The organism is Bradyrhizobium sp. 186 (assembly GCF_023101685.1).
Lineage (GTDB): Bacteria > Pseudomonadota > Alphaproteobacteria > Rhizobiales > Xanthobacteraceae > Bradyrhizobium.
In genome coordinates, this window is the sequence record NZ_CP082165.1 from 69961 (window position 1) to 88726 (window position 18766).

The following is an 18766-nucleotide window of genomic DNA, read 5'->3' on the forward strand; positions in this document are numbered from 1 at the left end:
CCTTCCTTTCCACTCGTTTCTGAGGCGAAGCTGAGGCGGTAGGCTTGGCCGTCATCTTGGCGACGGCATCCTTCAGGTGGTCCGGGTGGTGGTGCTTGAGGTTGTGAAAAGGGTAACGCGCATTCTGGACGTCGGCGGACTTTGGAAGCCATCTGCACAGCGATGGCCGAAATCCTCGGGGCCTTTGCGCCGGATGAATGCGCCAACTATGCGCAAACCTAAAAGCACTTGATCTAGCAGACATTGGGAGCGTCGCTTTAAGCTCTTCTATAGAACTGATCCAAACCAGGACGTTCAAGAGCGTAGGCGGTACGACGTTCTCGGAGCAAAGTTCACCGCGTGCCGATGCCTTTTCTGGTATCCCCTAGCAAGCTTCCAAAGCCTTCGACGCGCTTTGAAATCCGCGCAAGTTGAAGGAGATGCCATACCATGGCTTGGTTGCTTGTGATGACGGGCCGGGCCAGCAATTGTTCCATTCTTGATATGATTCCGGCTGAACGGATCGCAGTGCAACTCAATAAACAGCCGTCGGATTTTGTTGAATTGTGCCGCGCGACCCAATCGAGCAGAGCTGACGGTGTAAGAGTGGCCATTTCGGCATTGGTATCGATGCCAAGACACTCGCCATCCACAACATCGATATCATGTGCGGTAAGGAAGGCGACTTCGCGCCTATGGACCGGTTCGATATACGGTGTGAGAAGCGAAAGCCGACTAATGTTGAGAATTTTGACGGCTTCGAGAATCGCATCCGAAGTCGCGAAGGCCGTAATGCCGGTCGCATGCTCTATACGAGTCCGGATATTTCCCGCGAGATGCGGGGCGAACGTCGATACGGCTGTGCAGTGAAAGATGATCATGCCGACTTTGGCGTCGGCGAGAAGCCCAGCCGCACCTTCGAGTCCGGAAAGCATTCCAATCAGCTCGGCCTCCGAACTGCCGCGCAGAGCCAGGCGGGTAAAAAGCGGCGCCACGCCGCGAGGCAACATGGCGCGGATTTCGGCTTCTGCGACCACGTTCCCGGAAGGGACGATAATGCCCGCACGGAACTGGTCGCCGTAATCGATATCGGGCTGACCGAGAGAAGCAGCGACATTCATCATGTAGCAATGGCTGCCTGCTGTGCCAAGTCGCGCTGAGCATCTCTGAGGTAGGACCGGTCGATATAGTCTTCCGCCGATGTCTTCCTGCGGTTCGGAATAGCGCGGATCAGGGAGGAAATTTCAATCAAGGTCTGTACGGCAGCGGTCGCCAGATCTCCGTCTTTCGGGAATATCTCTTCGCGCGTGTACTCATCCCAGGCGCGCAATGCATAAGATTCAGGAATGCCGGATTGTTCGACCGCAATTCGTGTCGCCTCCGCCCGGTTGCCAAAAAACCAATGATGCGCGCGAACGAAAGCGCGCATGAATCGCACCACGATATTCCGATTGGCAGCCGCCCAGCGATTGTCGACATTCAGCGATGTGAACTGAAAATCCGGAAACGATTCGCGTGGCTCGCAGAGAGTCGGATAACCTTGATCAATCGCGATGAAGTTCATCGGAACACCCTGCAGCCCGGCGTCGATCTCGCCGGCTTGCAACAACTCCCAACGGGCGAGAATCGGCCCCACAGCTCGCAAGTTGTAGTCCCTGGGATACTCGAGTCCGTGCGCCGCGAGAAGTTTCATCACCAATGAGGACGAGCCGGCCTCGATCGAAGACACGCCCACGGTCTTACCGCGCAGGCCCGCAATGCTGCTGATCCCCTTTTTGGCAATAAACGAGAATGGCAGCCGGTTCACGTTGCCGCCGATAATGCCGAGATTGCCTCCCGCTTCATTGTCGAGGATGACATGCTCAGTCACTCCGAAGGCGAATTGGACCCTGCCGCCGCGCAGGCGATCTGTTACCTCGTCAATGGGCTCATAGAGCTCGATATCGACATCAAGTCCTTCATCGCTGAAATGACCCGCATGCTTCGCCACCCATACGGGCATGTTGAAGTAGTTGCGCGATACGGCGGCGAATTTAAGCTTGTCCATGGAGAGGCTTTCTGACGAGCTCGAGGGAATTTCTTTCAGAGGGCGCACGCTCGGGGAATTCGATCGGTTGTCTTGCTCCGACGGTAATAACGGCCGCCCCGGTCAGCAGCAGAATGCCCGCGACGAGGAAAGCTCCGGAGAATCCGCTCGTGGCGGCGACGATGTATCCGGTGACGATGGGTGCGGCGAGACCGAACAGATTTCCACCCATGATGAGCATGCTGACGGCGACGCCGTTGTAGCGGCCGTCCGTCACCAGATCGCTGGTCAGCGCGATGTTCATCGCCATCGCCGTCGACACACAGCCGAGCGAGACAGAGAACAGCGCGAGAATAATCCAGATGGAGGCAACAAAAGGGGTTGCCAGGATCACTGATGACAGCAGCAGGATGACCGCAATCAACTTGCGGCGTTCGCCATTGCGCCCACCGCTGCGCTTGATCAGTCGGTCGCTCAGCCAGCCGAGACCAAGGCCAATGACAACTGCCATCGCATATGGCACAGCAGAAAAGAAGCCGGACTTCAGCACATCAAGGCCGCGGCTCACGGCGAGGTAATTGGGAAGCCAAGTCATGAACAAATAAAGGGTATATCCGGCGCAGCCCTGGGTGATCGCAAGCGACCACATCGAGCGGCTGGTCAGCAAACGGCGCATAGCCAGGCGCTGATTGAATTCACCTGCAGTCGCGCTGTCGGCAGCCCCGCGCGTGCCAAGAATGCGCTGTCGTTCCGAAAGGCTCAACCAATTCGCCTGCTCAGGCCGCCTGTAAAACAGGAACCAGACGGCCGCGAGAGCAAGACCCATAGCACCAGTAATAAAGAAAGATTCACGCCAGCCAAAACCTGTTATCAGCCACGCCACGACAATTGAGCCGACTGATAGTCCTGCGTAGGCACCACTATTGAGGAATGCGGTGGCAACTCCACGCTCCGTCGCCGGCGACCACTCGCGAATGATCTTTCCCCCGGAGGGGTAACTTGCCGACTCGCCCACACCGAGCACGAGCCGCGACGCGAACAAAGATGCGTAGCTTGTCGCGAGCCCGGTCCAGATGCCGGCAACCGACCAAAGCCCGAGCGTGGCATAGGTAATGGCTCGGCCGCCGAACCGGTCAGCGGCAAGACCCATCGGTATAAGGAAAACAAGATACGTCCACAGGAAGGACGAGAACATATAACCCAGCTCAACCGGCGAAAGCCCGTAGGTCGCGGCAATGTCTTTTGCTGCCACGGACAAGTTGATGCGATCGAGATAGTTGATGAACATCAACAGAAACAAGCCGACGTAGACAAAGTATCGTCGCTGAGCCGTCATTCGAATTCCTCCTGCGCTGTTTTTTCTTTTGTACTATGAGTAACCATGGGGAATTTGCCAAATTCATATTTTTCATGTCCAATATGAATTGTATACATTATGGGAGGTTGGCGATGAACATGCGGAATATCGACCTCAATCTCCTGGTTATTCTCGACGCGCTGATTTCGGAACGCAGCGTCTCGCGCGCGGCAAACAGACTCGGCCTCACGCAGTCGGCCGTCAGTCATGCACTCCGCAGGCTTCGTGATCTGTTTGGCGACGATCTTCTGATGCGCTCGGCCGGCGGCATGGATTTGACAGCGCGGGCAATCCAGTTGGCCGAAGAACTGCGCGTCGTGCTTTGGCAAATCCAGTCGATGGTCAATCAGCGCGGCAGCTTCGATCCCGCGAAATCCAATCGAATCTTCCGCCTGCGCGTCTCCGATTACGTGTCGAGCTTCCTGCTTGGCCGGCTGTGCCGCGTCATGCGCACGGAGGCACCCGGCGCGCGGTTAGAGGTGGGTCATTTTAGTGAAGGCGGTCAGGAATTGATCGGCGACGAAATCCATGTGCGTCTCGGCTCTGATGGTGGCGACCTCGGAAGATATAGGCGTTTGCGCGTCTTCGAGGATGAGTTCGTCGTGGTAATGAGCAAGCGGCATCCTTTGGCCAAGCTGGAGATGACGCTGGAGACGTATGTCACGCTCGTTCACCTGAAAGTCGCAGCCAGTGCCATCGGCACCAATCTGATCGATGATGCTTTGGCACGACGCGGGCTCAAGCGCGACATCGCAATGCACGTGCCGAGCTGGCTTGACGTTTATCCCATCGTCACCACCACCGATCTGGTCGCGGCGCTACCACGCCGGTGGACACGGACCCGCCCGTTTGCCACGGCCTGTGTCGTAAAGCGCTTGCCCATCGACGAGGTTGAGCTTGCGATCGACGCGGTGTGGCATCCCCGACATGATGAAGATCCCGGGCATGCCTGGATGCGAGCGGCGATCAAAAAGGCGATGCAGTAACCGGACGACCTTCTCGACGTGCCTGATTGAATGTTTTCCGTCCGACGAAGCGGCGATCTTCTCCGCAGATTTCAAGCGAATGTCCGGTATTCGTGCGTCGTCAAAGGCGACGCTTTCCAATGGCTGCAAGCCTCACCCGGCAATCGCTCCAGCCGGCAGCAATCGGAGCAGCGCAAGTGTGCAGAGCGCAACGCGAGTGAGCGCTGAGCAAGCTTAGTGTCTGTCCGGGAACATCTTGAATCATCGGAATCATTTGTGATTCAAGGGTGGCGGTCCGATTCGAAGGGGCGCCCATGTGGACGAAGGAGAACCGCGGTCGTTACGACCGAAGCCGGCTACGCTATCCAAGCGATTTGACTGATGAGGAATGGGCGTTGGTGGAGCCGCTGATTGCGCCAGCCAAGCGAGGCGGCAACAAGCGCACGGTCGATGTGCGCGAGGTGATCAATGGCCTGATGTATGTGCTGAGCACCGGTTGCCAATGGCGAGCGATCCCGAAGGACCTGCCGCCACGCAGCACGGTGCACGACTATTTTGACTTGTGGGCTTGGAACGGCACGCTCGATCGCATCCATCACGCGCTCTATGTACAATGTCGAGAATTGGCTAACCGAGAACCCAGCCCGAGCGCCGCCATCATCGACAGTCAAAGCGTCAAGAGCGCGGAAAAAGGGGGGCGTGGATCGACCCGCATGGCTACGATGCGGGCAAGAAGATCAAGGGCAAGAAGCGCCACATCCTAGTCGATACTCAAGGCTTGCTGCTCCACGCCCTCGTGCATTCGGCGGACATCCAGGATCGTGACGGTGGGGTGCTGGTGATGGCCACGCTGTTTGGCCTGCATCCATTCCTGCTGAAGCTCTATGCTGACGGCGGCTATCAGGGGCCGATCTTTCAGTCCGCCGTTCGCAAAATCCTCCGGCAAATCGACGTCGAGATCGTCAAGCGCTCCGATACAGCAAAGAGTTTTGCGATCTTGCCCAAGCGATGGATCGTCGAACGCACCATCGCCTGGCTCAACCGCTGCCGCCGTTTGGCCAAGGATTGGGAGTGCCTCAACCGAAAGGCATTGGCGTTCTTGCGCCTCGCCTCAATCCGCCTCATGCTGCGAAAGCTCTGCCAAAAAACAGCATGATCCCGGACAGACTCTTAGGAAATCCTTTAGGTGCATCGCAGTATGCCCACGCTGCGATGCCAAAAAGGACTTACAGATGCCAATGCTCGCTTCACGTGTGCGCGCCATTCTGACGCCCCTCCTGCGAATTCGATTTGGCCTGAAGATCCAGATTGCGCTGCTCGGGATCGTGAGCGTCCTTTTGACCGGGATGATCTGTTTGGGCGGCCTCTTTCTCGACGCTCGGGCGCAGGCGGAATCGGATCAAATGATCAGTTTGCGCCAGGATGTGGTCGACCTGGCGGCTAACTATCTCGAGGCGGGTCAAATTGCCAATGAGTTCTTGCGCAAGCGCTCTCTCGCGTAAATGAGACGAAGCTGACGTTATCCGGAAGGAATGGTACGCGCGAAGTGGTAGCTACCCACAGTTGAGAGGACTCTTACCGCCGCCGGAGAGGCGGCGGAGGCTGGCCTGCAGCCAATTTTCGAACCTAGAGCCGAACTGAGCACTCGTAACGAGCGCCTCGCGCTACGGCGCTGCTTTGTGCGCGGATACCTAGCGTTCGTCGTTCGGAAACGTGGAAGCTGCGCGAATTTCCTCGCGAAGTAGGTCGCCAAATCCTGCGCTTTCATGGAGACCCTCGTGCGCTTGCAGGAGGAGTTTAAGAAAGGTCGCTGCAAGTGCGAAACTGGACGATCAGCCGCCGATGGAGCAGTCTCGCATGCCTCGCGCGGCCCAAGTAGGCACTTTGGCCTTCAGATTTTGCAACGGCGAGCAGCTCACGGGCGCGTGCGATGTTGTCGGCGCAAGCGCTTTTGGCAAACAGGCCGTAGTGGCGGATGCGGGATGGCAGCACGTGGATGAGAAAGCGGCGGATGCAAGCCCGAGCGCCACCGCGCTGAGAACCATAGCCGTCACCGTCATCTCGAACGAGACCGCGAACACCACAAGGAGGCTGAGGAGCGCTGGGAGCGTCATATTGTTCCGTTCCTGCTTAGGCTCGTTCGATGATGTTGGCGACAGACTGCGCGTACCACTGCCCACCGCGTGCCGTAGGAATGCCTCGAGCATTCAGCACCCCTGCGATTTGCCTTAGTGTGTTCGCACCGGCCTTCTGAGCTTCCTTGATGATGGGTAGCACGTTCGCAGCGTAACGATCAGCTTCGGCCTGAACAGCCTGCACCGCGTTCTTGCGAGCGACGTGGAGCTTGGGGTTGCCCAACGTGACACCGCGAGCCTTTGCGGCCGAGAGGGCCTGCCGGGTGCGGGTAGAAATTAGCGCGCGTTCCGTTTCGGCCAGCGCGGCGAACAGGTGGAGCACGAAAGGGCGGGCGAGAGGTAATGGCGTAGGCCAGCGTAGAAATCGGCGGGCTCGTACTCTGATCAATGCCAAACGCTCGTTCGTGGCCTCGCGCCTCTCTTGTGTCGGCGCTTTAAGGCGAAGCGCGCGGATTGCGCCTGAGCAGGGCCAGCCTGAGTTGCTGTTATCCGTCTACCAAACTGGTGTGCAGCCTATCGTTCACAACTCGCGTCCACCCCGCGCACTCCGACGCTATGAGCCGTGAGGCCGACCGGCAGCGGGACCGCGAGCAGCCGTGTGCGATTTCTTATCAGAAAAATTGCGAAATGTCGCTCATCAGTCCATCCGAAATTTCTCAGCACTGCAAGAACGGTTCCTTGAGTAGAGACGAAGTTCGGGAGCTTGCATAAGTGGGAGAAAGTCAATGGAAGCCGCTACTCAGAGGGAGATCCGTGTTGGTGTCATCGGCGCGGACACGAAAACGAGCTGGGCGAAGGTGTCGCACGTTCCGGCGATTAATGATCTACAGGGCCTGAGGCTCGCGGCTGTGGCAACGCGCAACGAGCAGAGCGCACGGGAGGCGGCCAAAGCCTTCGGTGCTGATCGCTGGTATAGCGACCCCTTCGCGATGATCCGTGATGATCGGATCGATATCGTTACTGTGGCGGTGGCCGTGCCCGCACACCGCGAACTCGTCCTGGCGGCGCTGGAGGCGGGCAAGGCGGTCTACTGCGAGGCGCCCCTCGGACGGAGCGTCGCGGAAGCTGAAGAGATGGTGAATGCGACGCACTCGCTCCACACGGCAATCGGATTGCAGGGCCGGCTCAATCCGGCCGTCCGACGCGCGGCTGAGCTGGTTTCCTCGGGAAAAATCGGACGTCCGCTAAACGCCAGAATCGTATCCCAGACCTTGGCGTTCGGGCCGGAGATGCCGGTTGCACAAGAATATTATATCAAGCGTTCCTCTGGCGCGAACCTGCTCACCATCGCTGGAGGTCATACGTTAGATCTGGTGGAAGCGGTCCTGGGAAGGATTATCGAAGTCGACGCTCGCGCTGAGATCCGGTGGCCAATCGTGAGGCTGATAGAGACCGGGGTAGAGAGCGTGCGTGAAACTGCTGATTACGTCGGCATCCTGGGCAAGACGGCCTCAGGTGCCGCATTCACGGCCGAGATCGAGGCTGGAATGCCGCCAGACAATGTTCGCTTCAGCGTCGAAGTCAGGGGCTCTGACGGATGGCTGAGCCTGACCAGTTCTCACCCCGGCGGAGTTCAGATCGGGGATCTCAAATTGAGGTCAACCGTCGCATTCGCAGAACCCGAAGCACCAGCCGTCTCCGACAACATGATGGAGACGGCAATCAATGTAGGGGAGGTCTATGCTCAACTTGCCCGCGACCTGAATGAAGGGACATACAGAACGCCGGGATTTCGTGAGGCGCTCCACAATTCCCGCCTTGTCGAGGCTGTAAGGCGTTCTGCCGAACAAGGAGTGCGCCAAGAGGTTATTAAAACGGATTCTTGACGCACCTGCAATCCTGGCGCCCTGCGGACGGTCGGATGATGTTGATGAACGCGCGCAATGCGGCTGAAAGCTGCCGCCGGCCGTTATAATACAGATACACACCCTCCATGTTCGGCGACCAGTCTGCCAGAACGCGCACGAGCTGCCCGCTGCGCAGGAACGGTTCGACCAGAACGTCGAGGGTGTAGACGATCCCAAGCCCGTCGAGCGCAGCGCGAATCGCAGCGTCTGTGTCGTTGACTGTCATGCTTCCACGGACAGAGACACGCTTCGCACTACCGTTCTGCTCAAATCTCCAGCGCCAGATCTCGCCTACATTACGATACTGGACGCACTGGTGCGATAATAGGTCGTCTGGTGTGTTGGGCGCCGCGTGCTTTGCGAGATAGTCCGGACTGGCAACGACGGCTGCCCTCATCGGCGCCGACGCGCGGATTGCGGTCATTTCAACAGGCACGCGCTCGCGAACCGCAAGGCCAGCGTCCAAACCGCTCGCAACGATATCGATCGACGGCTCCGACCCAACGAGGAGATCTAGATGCACGTCGGGGTAACATGAAAGGAAGTGTTGCCACATCGGCGCGATCACTGTGGGTACGGCCCACGGTTGGGCATAGATCCGCAAGCGTCCAGAAGGACGATCGCGCTCCCCCTTTAATTCCTCCAGTGCGCCCGAGATCTGCGCCATCCCAGGTCGCAAGCGTTCCAGCAGGCGATTGCCGGAGTCCGTGAGCGAAACGCTGCGGGTCGTTCGATGCAAGAGTCGCGCGCCAAGACGTCCTTCAAGCTGCCGTATCGAGTGGCTGAGAGCAGATGAGGTCACCCCCAGCTGAGCTGCTGCCGCGCGGAAACTGAGATGTTCTGCGATTGTGAGAAAGGTATTCAGGTCATTCAGGTCGCCGCGATTCATTTTTGAATTCCTTTCCCAGGCAAGAGGGCATTCTGAAATGCAACTCAACACTCCATCCAGAACTTCTCATCACCAGCCCATGTTTGTTGCGAGTAAACGTCTTCACGACTGGAGACGTAAATGATGTTCCTCATCGCCATGCACATTCCGAGTTGGTTCTTCGGTGCGATGCTGTCCGATCCAACAGAGAGAGAGGTCTAGTGATGACTATCATGGAGCTTGCAGCAATCCCGCTGTGGACCCTTGGTATTGCCAGTGCCATTACCGGCGCCCTCGCGCTCGTCCTTTGCGCGTTCGTAGACGACAGCCTGTTTATGCCTGACCTCAGCCGCCGCAAGATCCTGATCTGGGGCTTGGTTCTCGTTACCGGCTCGGCTCCGTGCCTCCTGCTCGCTAGCGTCAGCTTGTAGGAGACGGGCCGGGGCGGGTGGTGGATCGAATGTGCCCGTGTGCCCCCCTGATCCACCACCCGCTCGTTTTATCAAGCTGGAGAAGACGCATGAGTCACATCCCCGCGCGCTCTCGGCGCGGGAGCACAATGCGCTCCAAGCAGAGTAACGGCGGAGGTCGAGTAAGCATGAGGGTCGAATCTTGCTAAAGACCTCGCGAGATCCCTCGTGGCCAGCGGTCGCAGCGCTCAGCGCGAGGCGTCGCGCGTGCAGCGTCTCAAATTGATCTTCAGTTGCCTAAGCTCGGCGACGCGCTGATCGATGCGCCGCTCCCATATCTTGTGCAGCGGTCCCCAGACCTTCGGCGGTAACGGATGGATATCCGGCAGGTTCCTCAGTTGCCCAGCGATTTCATCGAGGTTGAAGCCCGCGCTCTGCGCGAGCGTGATCAAGATGATCTTGTAAAAGGTCGACTTGCTGTAGCGGCGCTGGCTCCCGCTCGTCTCGCGTTCGGACGTGATCAGGCCGAGCTTCTCGTAGTAACGCAGCGACGATGCCGGCACGGAGGTGCGCTCGGACATCTCGCGGATGTGGATCAGCTCATCGGCGGGCCAAGTCCATGCCGGGCACACGTACTGGACCGCGGGGTTCGCTCGCGAACGGTTGGGAAGATCCATGGACTGCAAAAACCCCGTCTGATGCATTGGCGGTGAATTCGTCAGTAGCACAAAAGCGTGTCCGCGCCAACGTTCCCCCTTGCTTTTGTTTGAAGTTGAAGCTAGCTTCAGCTTTAGCACAATCACTGCTAGTGTCGCCGGTCCCAGCCAAGCCGAGTGAATGTCATGCATAAGAAGCCCGAAGGCGTGACCTACCGCCTATCCGATCCCGATCCCGATCTCCTCTACGCTCTTATCATTCTGGTCGCCCTGGGCGTCATGGCCGTCTCTACATGCTGTCTGGTCCTGCTCCTGCTCGGCCTCCTCTAATGAGGCCGCTCCCTGTCCTGTATGTCATCGCCAACCTCGTCGTCGTTGGCGCCGCTGCGTTCGGTCTCGCGTTGGTCGAAGACTTTCTCCAGCGGTGGATGCCCGAAGGCGTGAGCTACCGCCTATCCGATTCCGCTCCCCTCTACGCTCTCATCATCCTCCTCGGTGGCTTCATCGCCGCTGCCGCCGGTGTATGGGGCCTCCTGCATTTGGTGGGGCTGCTCTGAGGATGCTCGGATACCGACTATCGATGTTGGTCGAAGACTTTCTCCAGCGGTGGGCGGCCGCGAAGGCTGCCGCCGGTCTCCGCAAGATGCTGCGCAAGTACGGCTTCACCGAATTGGAGTCCGGACGATGGGAAAGGCCGCTCACGCCGACGGTCGATCCCATTGAGATCACGCTGCCGATGAAGAAGATGCCGCCATCTCTGCCCTCTGTACTCTCATCATTGTCATCGCCAATCTCGTCGCCGTTGGCGCCGCTGCCTTCGGTCTCGCGTGGCTGGTGGGGCTGCTATGACCGAGCTGCGCATCGTCGAATTAGCGCGGCAGTCCGCTCCCGAACGAGCAGGGCTGCTGAAGCATTCATGGCCTGCCGCCGAATAGAGATCCGCTAGTTGGGGAACCGACCATGACAGCATTGTCCATTCTCGAACTGGTTCGCGTCACGGTGGAGACCGACGCACGCGGCGCGCTCGACAACGCCCGAGACCTGGCGGCGCATGCCGAGAGATGGGGCTATCGCCGGATATGGGTGGCGGAGCATCACAACATGCCGGGCATCGCCAGCGCAGCAACCTCCATTGTCATTGCCCATATGGCGGCAGGTTCGAAGACCATCCGGGTCGGCGCCGGTGGCATCATGCTGCCCAACCATTCCCCCTATGTGATCGCCGAACAGTTCGGCACGCTGGAGCGGCTGTTTCCTGGCCGCATCGACCTCGGTCTCGGCCGCGCGCCCGGAACCGATCAGCTCACGCTGCGCGCGCTTCGGCGCTCGCCGGAAGTCGCCGAGCACTTTCCGCAGGACGTGCTAGAGCTGCAGGCGTTTCTCGCCGCGGCTAGCCCGGACCAGCGCATCCAGGCCGTACCGGCGGCCGGCACGAATGTGCCGCTCTGGATTCTGGGCTCCAGCAATTTCGGGGCGATGCTGGCGGCGGAACTCGGCTTGCCCTATGCCTTTGCCTCCCATTTTGCACCGGAGTTGCTTATCCCGGCGCTTCAGATCTATCGTACCGCCTTCCAGCCATCAGAACAGCTCGGCCGGCCCTATGCGATGGTGGGTGTCAACATCATCGCCGCCCCGACCGACTCCGAGGCGCGGCGTTTAGCGACGACGCAACAAATGTCGTTCGCCAGCATTTTTCGTGGCGCGCGCGGGCTGAGCCAACCGCCGATCGACGACATCGAAACCTTTTGGTCCCCGACGGAGAAGGCGCAGGCAATGCGCATGCTCGCGCGTTCCATCGTGGGTTCTCCGGAGACGGTGCGTGACGGCATCGCGAAGCTGGTCGCCGAGACGGACGCCGACGAGCTCATCGTCGTATCGGACGTCTACGACCATGCATTGCGGCTGCGCTCCTTCAAGCTCATCGCCGACGCAGCTGGCGCTGTCCTAAGCGGGCAGTTGGGTGGCAGTTTTCAGCTCAAAGGAGACCGGCCATGAAGGCCGTCGGATACAAGAAATCGCTTCCCATCGACGCCGCGGACGCTCTGATCGATTTCGAGGCGCCTAAGCCGGAACCGACCGGCCGTGATATCCGGGTTGCCGTGAGGGCGGTCTCGGTCAACCCGGCTGACTACAAAGTGCGCAAGCGCGCCGAGCCGCCGGAGGGCCACATCAAGATTCTGGGCTACGATGCGGCCGGAATCGTGGACGCCGTCGGTCCCGAGGTCACGCTGTTCAAGCCGGGCGACGAGGTCTTCTACGCCGGCTCGATCCAGCGCCAGGGCACCAATTCCGAGTTTCATCTAGTCGATGAGCGCATCGTCGGCAAGAAGCCGAAGGCGCTGTCCTTCGCGCAGGCCGCAGCCCTGCCCCTGACCACGATCACCGCCTGGGAGCTCCTGTTCGACCGGCTCGGCGCGGTGCCCGGCAAGAGCCTCGATCCGCGGACGCTTCTGATCACCGGCGGCGCCGGCGGGGTCGGCTCGATCCTGATCCAGCTCGCCCGCCGGCTGACCGGACTCACGGTGGTTGCTACCGCGACGCGGCCCGAATCGCAAAAATGGTGTCTCGAGCTTGGCGCGCACACGGTGATCGATCATGCTAGGCCTATGAAGGAACAGATTGAGAAACTGAAGCTGTCACCGGTCGCGCTTGTTGCAAGCCTCACCGCGACCGATCAGCACTACAAGGCGATCGCCGATTTCATGGCGCCGCAGGGCAAGTTCGGCCTGATCGACAGCCCGGCCGAGTTCAGCGTCGGCATGTTCAAGGGCAAGGCGATCTCGATCCACTGGGAAGCGATGATGACCCGCTCCTCGTTCCAGACGCCCGACATGATCGCCCAAAATCATCTGCTCAACGACGTCGCCGATCTCATCGACAAGGGCGTGCTGCGCACGACGCTGGAACAGACCTTCGGCACCATCAATGCCGCCAACCTGAGACGCGCCCATGCGCTGCTGGAGAGCGGCAAGTCGCGCGGCAAGATCGTGCTAGAGGGGTGGTAGGGCTCGGCCCCGTCATTGCAAGACCGTAGGACGGGTTGAACAAAGCAAAACCCATCCTACGCGTCTACGTCTGGTCGCCGCGTGGCTCAGTCCTTTCGATGAAAGTGCATCGGCATAAGAAGCTTTCTCTTGCCTAATATTGAAGTTGAAGCTAACTTCAATATTGAGAAGTCGCTGCCAGTCAAGAGGACACTCGTGCCGTACCGCCATTACTCGCTCCCGTCACTGCGTGCGGGCCTTTCCGCCATTGCCATGGTGGTCATGGCCACCGTCATCGCTGCTTGCAGCAACAGCCAGGCGGAAGCCCCGCCTCCGCCGCCCGAGGTCGATGCTGCCCAGATCGTGACCAAATCCGTACGCCAGTGGGACGAATTCACCGGGCGGATCGCGGCCATCGGCGCGGTCGACATACGTCCGCGCGTCAGCGGCTATATCGACCGCATCGCCTTCAAGGAGGGCGACATGATCAAGGCGGGCGACCTTCTGTTCGTGATCGATCCGCGTCCCTACCGCGCCAGCTATGACGCCGCGGTGGCCCAGCTCGAACGCGCCCGCGCATCGGCGCAGCTCGCGGAGGCGCAGAACAAGCGCGCGGAATCGCTGATCAAGACCGGCGCGATCTCGATCGACACCTACGACACACGGAGCGCAGCACTGGGACAGACCAACGCCGACGTGCATGCAGCCGAAGCGGCGCTGTCCACCACCAAGCTCAACCTCGACTTCACCGAGGTGCGATCGCCGATTGCCGGCAGAGTCAGCCGCGCGCTGCTGACGCTCGGCAACCTCGTCCAGGCCGACCAGACTGTGCTCACGAGCGTCGTGTCGCAGAACCCAGTCTATGTCTATTTCCAGCCGGACGAGCAGTCCTTCCTGCGCTATCGCGAACTCGCCCGCAAGGGCGAACGCGCCAACTCGGACAACCCGGTGCGGGTGGGCCTCGCCAGCGAAACCGGTTTTCCGCATTCGGGCACGGTGAATTTCGTCAACAACCAGGTCGATGCGGCGACCGGTACGATCAACGTGCGCGCGACGGTGCCGAACCCTGACGGCGTGTTCGTGCCCGGCCTCTATGCGCGCGTGCAGCTCGAAGGGCGCGCCGAATACATTGCGATGCTGATCGACGACAAGGCCATCATGACCGATCAGGATCGCAAATACGTCTATGTCCTTGGAACGGAAGACAAGGCCAAGCGCAAGGACATCATGCTTGGCAGCGTTCATGACGGTTTGCGGGTGGTGCAGTCAGGCCTCGATGCGAACGACAAGGTCATTGTTGCCGGTCTCCAGAAGATCTTCGCACCGGACACCAAGGTCAAACCCAACCTAGTTGCGATGAGCATCCGGCCCCAGTCGTAACCGGTAAGGAGACGCATCCGTGCACCTCTCAAGGTTTTTCATCGATCGCCCGATCTTCGCGGCGGTGCTGTCGATCGTGATCTTCGTCGCCGGTGCGATCGCGATCCCGCTTTTGCCGATCAGCGAATATCCCGACGTCGTTCCGCCCACCGTCGTCGTGCAGGCGACCTATCCGGGCGCCAACCCCAAGGTCATCGCCGAGACCGTGTCGTCTCCGCTAGAGGAGCAGATCAACGGCGTCGAGAACATGATGTACATGAAGTCGGTAGCGGGGTCAGACGGCGTGCTGCAGATGACGATCACCTTCGCCCCCGGCACCGATCCGAACAAAGCGCAGGTGGACGTGCAGAACCGCGTTTCCCAGGCGCTGTCGCGCCTGCCGTCGGAAGTAGTCAGCCTCGGGGTGACCACGCAGAAGCAGTCGCCGGCTTTCCTCACGTTGATCACGCTGATTTCGGACACCAAGTATGACCCGCTTTACCTGCGCAACTACGCCAATATCCGGGTCAAGGATCAGCTCGCGCGCATTCCCGGCGTCGGCCAGATACGGCTGTTCGGCGGCGGCGACTATGCGATGCGCATCTGGCTCAATCCGGACAAGATCGCTTCGCGCGGCATGACCGCGGGCGATGTGGTGCGCGCCATCCAGGAGCAGAACATCCAGGTCTCGGCCGGCCAGCTCGGCGCCGAACCGATCAAAGGCGGCAGCGATTTCCTGATTGCGATCAACGCGCAGGGCCGCCTGCGCACGGCGCAAGAATTCGGCGATGTCGTGCTGAAAACCGGATCGAACGGCGAGGTCGTGCGGCTTTCGGACGTTGCGCGCATCGAGCTCGGCGCGAGCGACTACACCCTGCGTGGCCAGCTCGACAATTTCAACACGTCGATCATCGGTGTATTCCAGGCACCCGGCGCCAACGCGCTGGCGACACGGGACGCGGTCATCGCAAAGATGGACGAACTCGCCAAGCAGTTCCCACCCGGCGTGAGCTACCGATCGGATTATGATGCCACGATCTTCGTACGAGAATCGATCGCGGCCGTCGTTCACACGCTGTTCGAGGCGATCGCGCTGGTCGTGCTGGTAGTCGTCCTGTTCCTGCAAACCTGGCGCGCCTCGATCATTCCATTGATCGCGGTGCCTGTGTCGGTCGTCGGCACTTTCGCAGTGCTCTATCTACTTGGCTTTTCTATTAATACGCTCTCGCTGTTCGGGCTGGTGCTCGCGATCGGCATCGTGGTCGATGACGCGATCGTGGTGGTCGAGAATGTCGAGCGCAATATCGAGGAAGGTCTCTCGCCGCTTGAGGCCGCGCACAAGGCGATGACCGAAGTATCCGGGCCAATCGTCGCGATCGCGCTCGTACTGTGTGCGGTGTTCGTACCGATGGCGTTCCTGACCGGCGTCACCGGCACCTTCTACAAGCAGTTCGCGGTGACGATCGCGATCTCGACCGTGATCTCGGCCATCAATTCGCTGACCTTGTCGCCAGCGCTCGCCGCCAAATTGCTGCATTCGCACGATGCGCCGAAGGATATGCTTTCGCGCCTCATCGACCGCCTGCTCGGCTGGTTGTTCCGGCCGTTCAACAGCTTCTTCAAGGCGAGCTCGGATCGGTACGAGGGCGCCGTTTCGCGCACGCTCGGTCGACGCGGTGTGGTGTTCATCGTCTATGTGGTGCTGTTGGCCGGCACCGGGCTGATGTTCAATGCCGTGCCCCGTGGCTTCATTCCGACCCAGGACAAGCTCTATCTGATCGCCGGCGTGAAGCTGCCCGAGGGTTCCTCGCTGGAGCGCTCCGATGCCGTGCTGCAAAAGATGAAGGACATCGCGCTCGGCACGGAGGGCGTTGCCCACGTGATCGGCCTGACCGGTTTCAACCCAACACAGCAAACCAATACGCCGAATTATGCCGTCGCCTTTCCGATCTTGAAGCCGTTCAGCGAACGCCACCGCAGCGCCAAGGAGATCGCCGCCGACATCCAGGCCAAGATCGCCCAGATCAAGGAAGGCTTTGCCTTCGTGCTGAACCCGCCGCCGGTCCTCGGCCTCGGCCAAGGCGCGGGCTATTCGCTGTTTGTCGAAGACCGTGCGGGCGCGGGCTTCGGCGCGCTCCAGCAAGCGGCCAACGCCCTGCAATCTGCGGCGGTGAAGACGCCAGGCATGGGCTTTCCCTTCGTTGGCTACCAGTCCAACGTGCCACAACTCGATCTCCAGGTTGATCGCGTCAAGGCCAAAGCGCAGGGCGTGGCGCTGACCAACCTATTCGAGACACTCCAGGTCTATCTCGGCTCGTCCTATGTCAACGACTTCAACCTGTTCGGCCGCACTTGGCGCGTCTATGCGCAAGCCGACGGCGACTTCCGCAAGCGCGTGGAGGACATTGCAAACCTGAAAGCGCGCAACGACAAGGGCGAGATGGTCCCGATCGGCTCGATGGTGAAGATCAGTCAGACTTACGGCCCAGATCCGGTGCTGCGCTACAACGGCTATCCGGCGGCCGACTTCATCGGCGAGGCCAACCCAGCCATGCTGTCCTCGGCGCAAGCGATGGGCACGATGGCCGAGCTTGCCAGGCGGGTGTTGCCCAACGGCATGACCATCGAGTGGAGTGATCTTAGCTTCCAGGAAGCCACCCAGGGCAACGCCGCACTGCTGGTATTCCCCGTCTCGGTTCTGCTTGCTTTCCTGGTGCTGGCGGCTCTCTATGAGAGCTGGGTACTCCCCCTCGCGGTGATCCTGATCGTTCCGATGTGCTTGCTCTCGGCCTTGGCCGGCGTGAAGCTCTACGGTAGCGACAACAACACCTTCGTCCAGGTCGGGCTCGTCGTGCTGATGGGCCTCGCTTGCAAGAACGCGATCCTGATCGTGGAATTTGCGCGTGAACTCGAATTCCAGGGCAAGGGCATCGTTGAGGCAGCGCTCGAAGCTTGCCGGCTGCGGCTGCGGCCCATCGTGATGACTTCAGTGGCCTTCATCGCCGGCACGATTCCGTTGGTTCTCTCGCATGGCGCCGGTGCCGAGGTGCGCTCGGCGACCGGCGTTACCGTGTTCGCCGGCATGATCGGGGTTACTCTGTTCGGCCTGTTCCTGACGCCGGTGTTCTATGTCGGCCTGCGCAAGCTGTCCGGGCGCAAGCTGATCCAGCACGGCGAGGCCAGTCTCTCGCACGGGTGAAGCCGACAAGCGCGTGGGTGGCCGTGAACGTCGCGGTCGCTCCGACCAAGATGGAAGGTCGCGGTTCATTAGTGAATTTTTCTCAGTGATGCATGAAATGGATTTGAGGTTTTCACATAGCTGCCCTCCGCCCAATGATGGAGAGCCGGCAGATCATGGGTTTCGTTCTCTCTCACTGATCCGGTCGAGATCTAAAGAAATTGGCCGATCTCGATAAAGGCCCACTGCAGGAATGCGCAATGTCACGTCCGCCCAAAAAACTCGCGTTGTTTATAGATGGCGCTAATCTCCATGCGACCGCCAAGGCGCTTGGTTTCGACATCGACTACAAACGGCTGCTGAACGAATTCGAGAGTTGGGGGACGCTAGTCCGTGCCCATTACTATACGACGATTATTGAGGATCAGGAATTCTCATCAATACGTCCCCTTATCGATTGGTTGAACTACAACGGCTACAGTGTCGTCACGAAGCCGGCAAAAGAATTCATCGATGCAATGGGGCGCCGAAAGCAAAAAGGGGACATGGGGATAGAACTAGCCGTCCATGCGATGGAGCTGGCGGAGCATATCGACCATTTGGTCCTTTTCTCGGGGGACGGCGATTTCCGCATCTTGGCCGAAGCAGTGCAGCGTCGCGGCGTCCGCGTCACAGTGGTCTCAACACTTGCGAGCCAATCCCCGATGGTTGCAGATGAGCTCCGCCGCCAGGCCGACGAGTTCATCGACATCGTCGAGCTGCAGCCCTTCATCGTCCGCGACCCTGCCGCACGCCCCGCGCGGCGCGACCAGCGCCAATACTCGCCGCAGCTTGCGCAGCGCGAGAGCTCAACGAATTAGCGTGAATTCCGAACGGAGAGCTGCTCAAGCATTCGAGAGCTTTGACTGACCGCGATCGATCCGAACGGGTTCTACCGCGACAGCATCACCGCCACGACGGTTTCTGACGGAGACATTGATGAATCTATTCAAGCAACCGGTG

General features: G+C 59.9%; 17 protein-coding genes and 1 pseudogene. 12 read left to right on the forward strand and 6 right to left on the reverse strand.

The genetic code is table 11. From position 1 onward, the window contains the following. Nucleotides 1-332: 332 nt before the first annotated feature. Genes IVB18_RS50085 through IVB18_RS50095 form a run of 3 tightly spaced genes read right to left on the reverse strand, consistent with a single transcriptional unit; the run spans nt 333 to nt 3341 of the window. Nucleotides 333-1103 carry an arylmalonate decarboxylase gene (locus IVB18_RS50085; protein ID WP_247992164.1) on the reverse strand — a complete coding sequence of 257 codons (771 nt, stop codon included), beginning with the start codon at nt 1101-1103 and terminating at the stop codon, nt 333-335. Beyond that, a complete protein-coding gene (locus IVB18_RS50090; protein ID WP_247992165.1) occupies nt 1100-2026 on the reverse strand; it encodes an ABC transporter substrate-binding protein in 927 nt (308 codons plus the stop codon). The genes IVB18_RS50085 and IVB18_RS50090 overlap by 4 nt, the downstream gene beginning before the upstream one ends. Then, nucleotides 2013-3341: an MFS transporter gene (locus tag IVB18_RS50095; protein WP_247992166.1), complete on the reverse strand. Its 1329-nt coding sequence runs from the start codon at nt 3339-3341 to the stop codon at nt 2013-2015. Before IVB18_RS50095 ends, IVB18_RS50090 begins: the two co-directional genes overlap by 14 nt. 119 nt (nt 3342-3460) lie before the next feature. Between IVB18_RS50095 and IVB18_RS50100 the strand changes: the two genes are divergently transcribed. The 3 genes and pseudogenes from IVB18_RS50100 to IVB18_RS50110 all read left to right on the forward strand — a co-directional run bounded on the left by IVB18_RS50100 (nt 3461) and on the right by IVB18_RS50110 (nt 5829). Continuing rightward, nucleotides 3461-4348, forward strand: coding sequence for a LysR family transcriptional regulator (locus IVB18_RS50100; RefSeq protein ID WP_247992167.1), 888 nt, complete (start codon nt 3461-3463; stop codon nt 4346-4348). A 293-nt stretch (nt 4349-4641) separates the two neighbouring features. Further along, nucleotides 4642-5483: pseudogene (locus tag IVB18_RS50105) on the forward strand (IS5 family transposase). Nucleotides 5484-5559: 76 nt separating this feature from the next. Then, nucleotides 5560-5829 carry a hypothetical protein gene (locus tag IVB18_RS50110; RefSeq protein WP_247992168.1) on the forward strand — a complete coding sequence of 90 codons (270 nt, stop codon included), beginning with the start codon at nt 5560-5562 and terminating at the stop codon, nt 5827-5829. Nucleotides 5830-6457: 628 nt separating this feature from the next. Here the strand turns inward: IVB18_RS50110 and IVB18_RS50115 are convergent. Then, nucleotides 6458-6784 carry a recombinase family protein gene (locus tag IVB18_RS50115; protein WP_247992169.1) on the reverse strand — a complete coding sequence of 109 codons (327 nt, stop codon included), beginning with the start codon at nt 6782-6784 and terminating at the stop codon, nt 6458-6460. Nucleotides 6785-7187: 403 nt separating this feature from the next. Here IVB18_RS50115 and IVB18_RS50120 point away from each other — a divergent pair, with 403 nt between their 5' ends. Next, nucleotides 7188-8288, forward strand: coding sequence for a Gfo/Idh/MocA family oxidoreductase (locus IVB18_RS50120; protein ID WP_247992170.1), 1101 nt, complete (start codon nt 7188-7190; stop codon nt 8286-8288). Here the strand turns inward: IVB18_RS50120 and IVB18_RS50125 are convergent. Further along, nucleotides 8272-9198 (reverse strand): LysR family transcriptional regulator, encoded by a 927-nt coding sequence (locus IVB18_RS50125; protein ID WP_247992171.1) that lies wholly within the window; start codon nt 9196-9198, stop codon nt 8272-8274. The genes IVB18_RS50120 and IVB18_RS50125 overlap by 17 nt on opposite strands. A 203-nt stretch (nt 9199-9401) precedes the next feature. On the opposite strand from IVB18_RS50125, the gene IVB18_RS50130 reads away from it, so the two are divergent. Further along, entirely contained in the window at nt 9402-9608 is a 207-nt protein-coding gene (locus tag IVB18_RS50130; protein ID WP_247992172.1) for a hypothetical protein, read from the forward strand. Between the two features lie 227 nt (nt 9609-9835). Here IVB18_RS50130 and IVB18_RS50135 read toward each other — a convergent pair whose 3' ends face one another. Further along, nucleotides 9836-10264: a MerR family transcriptional regulator gene (locus tag IVB18_RS50135; protein ID WP_247992173.1), complete on the reverse strand. Its 429-nt coding sequence runs from the start codon at nt 10262-10264 to the stop codon at nt 9836-9838. Between the two features lie 165 nt (nt 10265-10429). Here IVB18_RS50135 and IVB18_RS50140 point away from each other — a divergent pair, with 165 nt between their 5' ends. The 7 genes from IVB18_RS50140 to IVB18_RS50170 all read left to right on the forward strand — a co-directional run bounded on the left by IVB18_RS50140 (nt 10430) and on the right by IVB18_RS50170 (nt 18624). Beyond that, the gene (locus IVB18_RS50140; protein ID WP_247992174.1) at nt 10430-10573 is read left to right on the forward strand and encodes a hypothetical protein; all 144 of its coding nucleotides are present in this window, start codon (nt 10430-10432) and stop codon (nt 10571-10573) included. After that, nucleotides 10573-10800, forward strand: a complete 228-nt coding sequence (locus tag IVB18_RS50145; protein ID WP_247992175.1) for a hypothetical protein — start codon at nt 10573-10575, stop codon at nt 10798-10800. Before IVB18_RS50140 ends, IVB18_RS50145 begins: the two co-directional genes overlap by 1 nt. A gap of 403 nt (nt 10801-11203) precedes the next feature. Further along, nucleotides 11204-12238: an LLM class flavin-dependent oxidoreductase gene (locus tag IVB18_RS50150; RefSeq protein ID WP_247992176.1), complete on the forward strand. Its 1035-nt coding sequence runs from the start codon at nt 11204-11206 to the stop codon at nt 12236-12238. After that, complete coding sequence (locus IVB18_RS50155; protein ID WP_247992177.1) at nt 12235-13248, forward strand: zinc-binding alcohol dehydrogenase family protein; 1014 nt, start codon at nt 12235-12237, stop codon at nt 13246-13248. Before IVB18_RS50150 ends, IVB18_RS50155 begins: the two co-directional genes overlap by 4 nt. Before the next feature lie 195 nt (nt 13249-13443). Continuing rightward, complete coding sequence (locus IVB18_RS50160) at nt 13444-14607, forward strand: efflux RND transporter periplasmic adaptor subunit (protein WP_247992178.1); 1164 nt, start codon at nt 13444-13446, stop codon at nt 14605-14607. A 19-nt stretch (nt 14608-14626) separates the two neighbouring features. After that, entirely contained in the window at nt 14627-17785 is a 3159-nt protein-coding gene (locus IVB18_RS50165; protein ID WP_247992179.1) for a multidrug efflux RND transporter permease subunit, read from the forward strand. Nucleotides 17786-18024: 239 nt separating this feature from the next. Continuing rightward, nucleotides 18025-18624 carry an NYN domain-containing protein gene (locus tag IVB18_RS50170; protein ID WP_247992263.1) on the forward strand — a complete coding sequence of 200 codons (600 nt, stop codon included), beginning with the start codon at nt 18025-18027 and terminating at the stop codon, nt 18622-18624. Nucleotides 18625-18766 lie beyond the last annotated feature (142 nt).

Excerpts from the sequence above, each read along its gene's own strand:
- IVB18_RS50125 (WP_247992171.1), bottom strand. The coding sequence starts at position 9,198 with ATGAATCGCGGCGACCTGAATGACCTGAATACCTTTCTCACAATCGCA.
- IVB18_RS50100 (WP_247992167.1), top strand. The coding sequence starts at position 3,461 with ATGCGGAATATCGACCTCAATCTCCTGGTTATTCTCGACGCGCTGATT.
- IVB18_RS50170 (WP_247992263.1), top strand. The coding sequence starts at position 18,025 with ATGTCACGTCCGCCCAAAAAACTCGCGTTGTTTATAGATGGCGCTAAT.
- IVB18_RS50110 (WP_247992168.1), top strand. The coding sequence starts at position 5,560 with ATGCCAATGCTCGCTTCACGTGTGCGCGCCATTCTGACGCCCCTCCTG.
- IVB18_RS50135 (WP_247992173.1), bottom strand. The coding sequence starts at position 10,264 with ATGGATCTTCCCAACCGTTCGCGAGCGAACCCCGCGGTCCAGTACGTG.
- IVB18_RS50150 (WP_247992176.1), top strand. The coding sequence starts at position 11,204 with ATGACAGCATTGTCCATTCTCGAACTGGTTCGCGTCACGGTGGAGACC.
- IVB18_RS50090 (WP_247992165.1), bottom strand. The coding sequence starts at position 2,026 with ATGGACAAGCTTAAATTCGCCGCCGTATCGCGCAACTACTTCAACATG.
- IVB18_RS50095 (WP_247992166.1), bottom strand. The coding sequence starts at position 3,341 with ATGACGGCTCAGCGACGATACTTTGTCTACGTCGGCTTGTTTCTGTTG.
- IVB18_RS50085 (WP_247992164.1), bottom strand. The coding sequence starts at position 1,103 with ATGATGAATGTCGCTGCTTCTCTCGGTCAGCCCGATATCGATTACGGC.
- IVB18_RS50120 (WP_247992170.1), top strand. The coding sequence starts at position 7,188 with ATGGAAGCCGCTACTCAGAGGGAGATCCGTGTTGGTGTCATCGGCGCG.
- IVB18_RS50145 (WP_247992175.1), top strand. The coding sequence starts at position 10,573 with ATGAGGCCGCTCCCTGTCCTGTATGTCATCGCCAACCTCGTCGTCGTT.
- IVB18_RS50140 (WP_247992174.1), top strand. The coding sequence starts at position 10,430 with ATGCATAAGAAGCCCGAAGGCGTGACCTACCGCCTATCCGATCCCGAT.
- IVB18_RS50155 (WP_247992177.1), top strand. The coding sequence starts at position 12,235 with ATGAAGGCCGTCGGATACAAGAAATCGCTTCCCATCGACGCCGCGGAC.
- IVB18_RS50130 (WP_247992172.1), top strand. The coding sequence starts at position 9,402 with ATGACTATCATGGAGCTTGCAGCAATCCCGCTGTGGACCCTTGGTATT.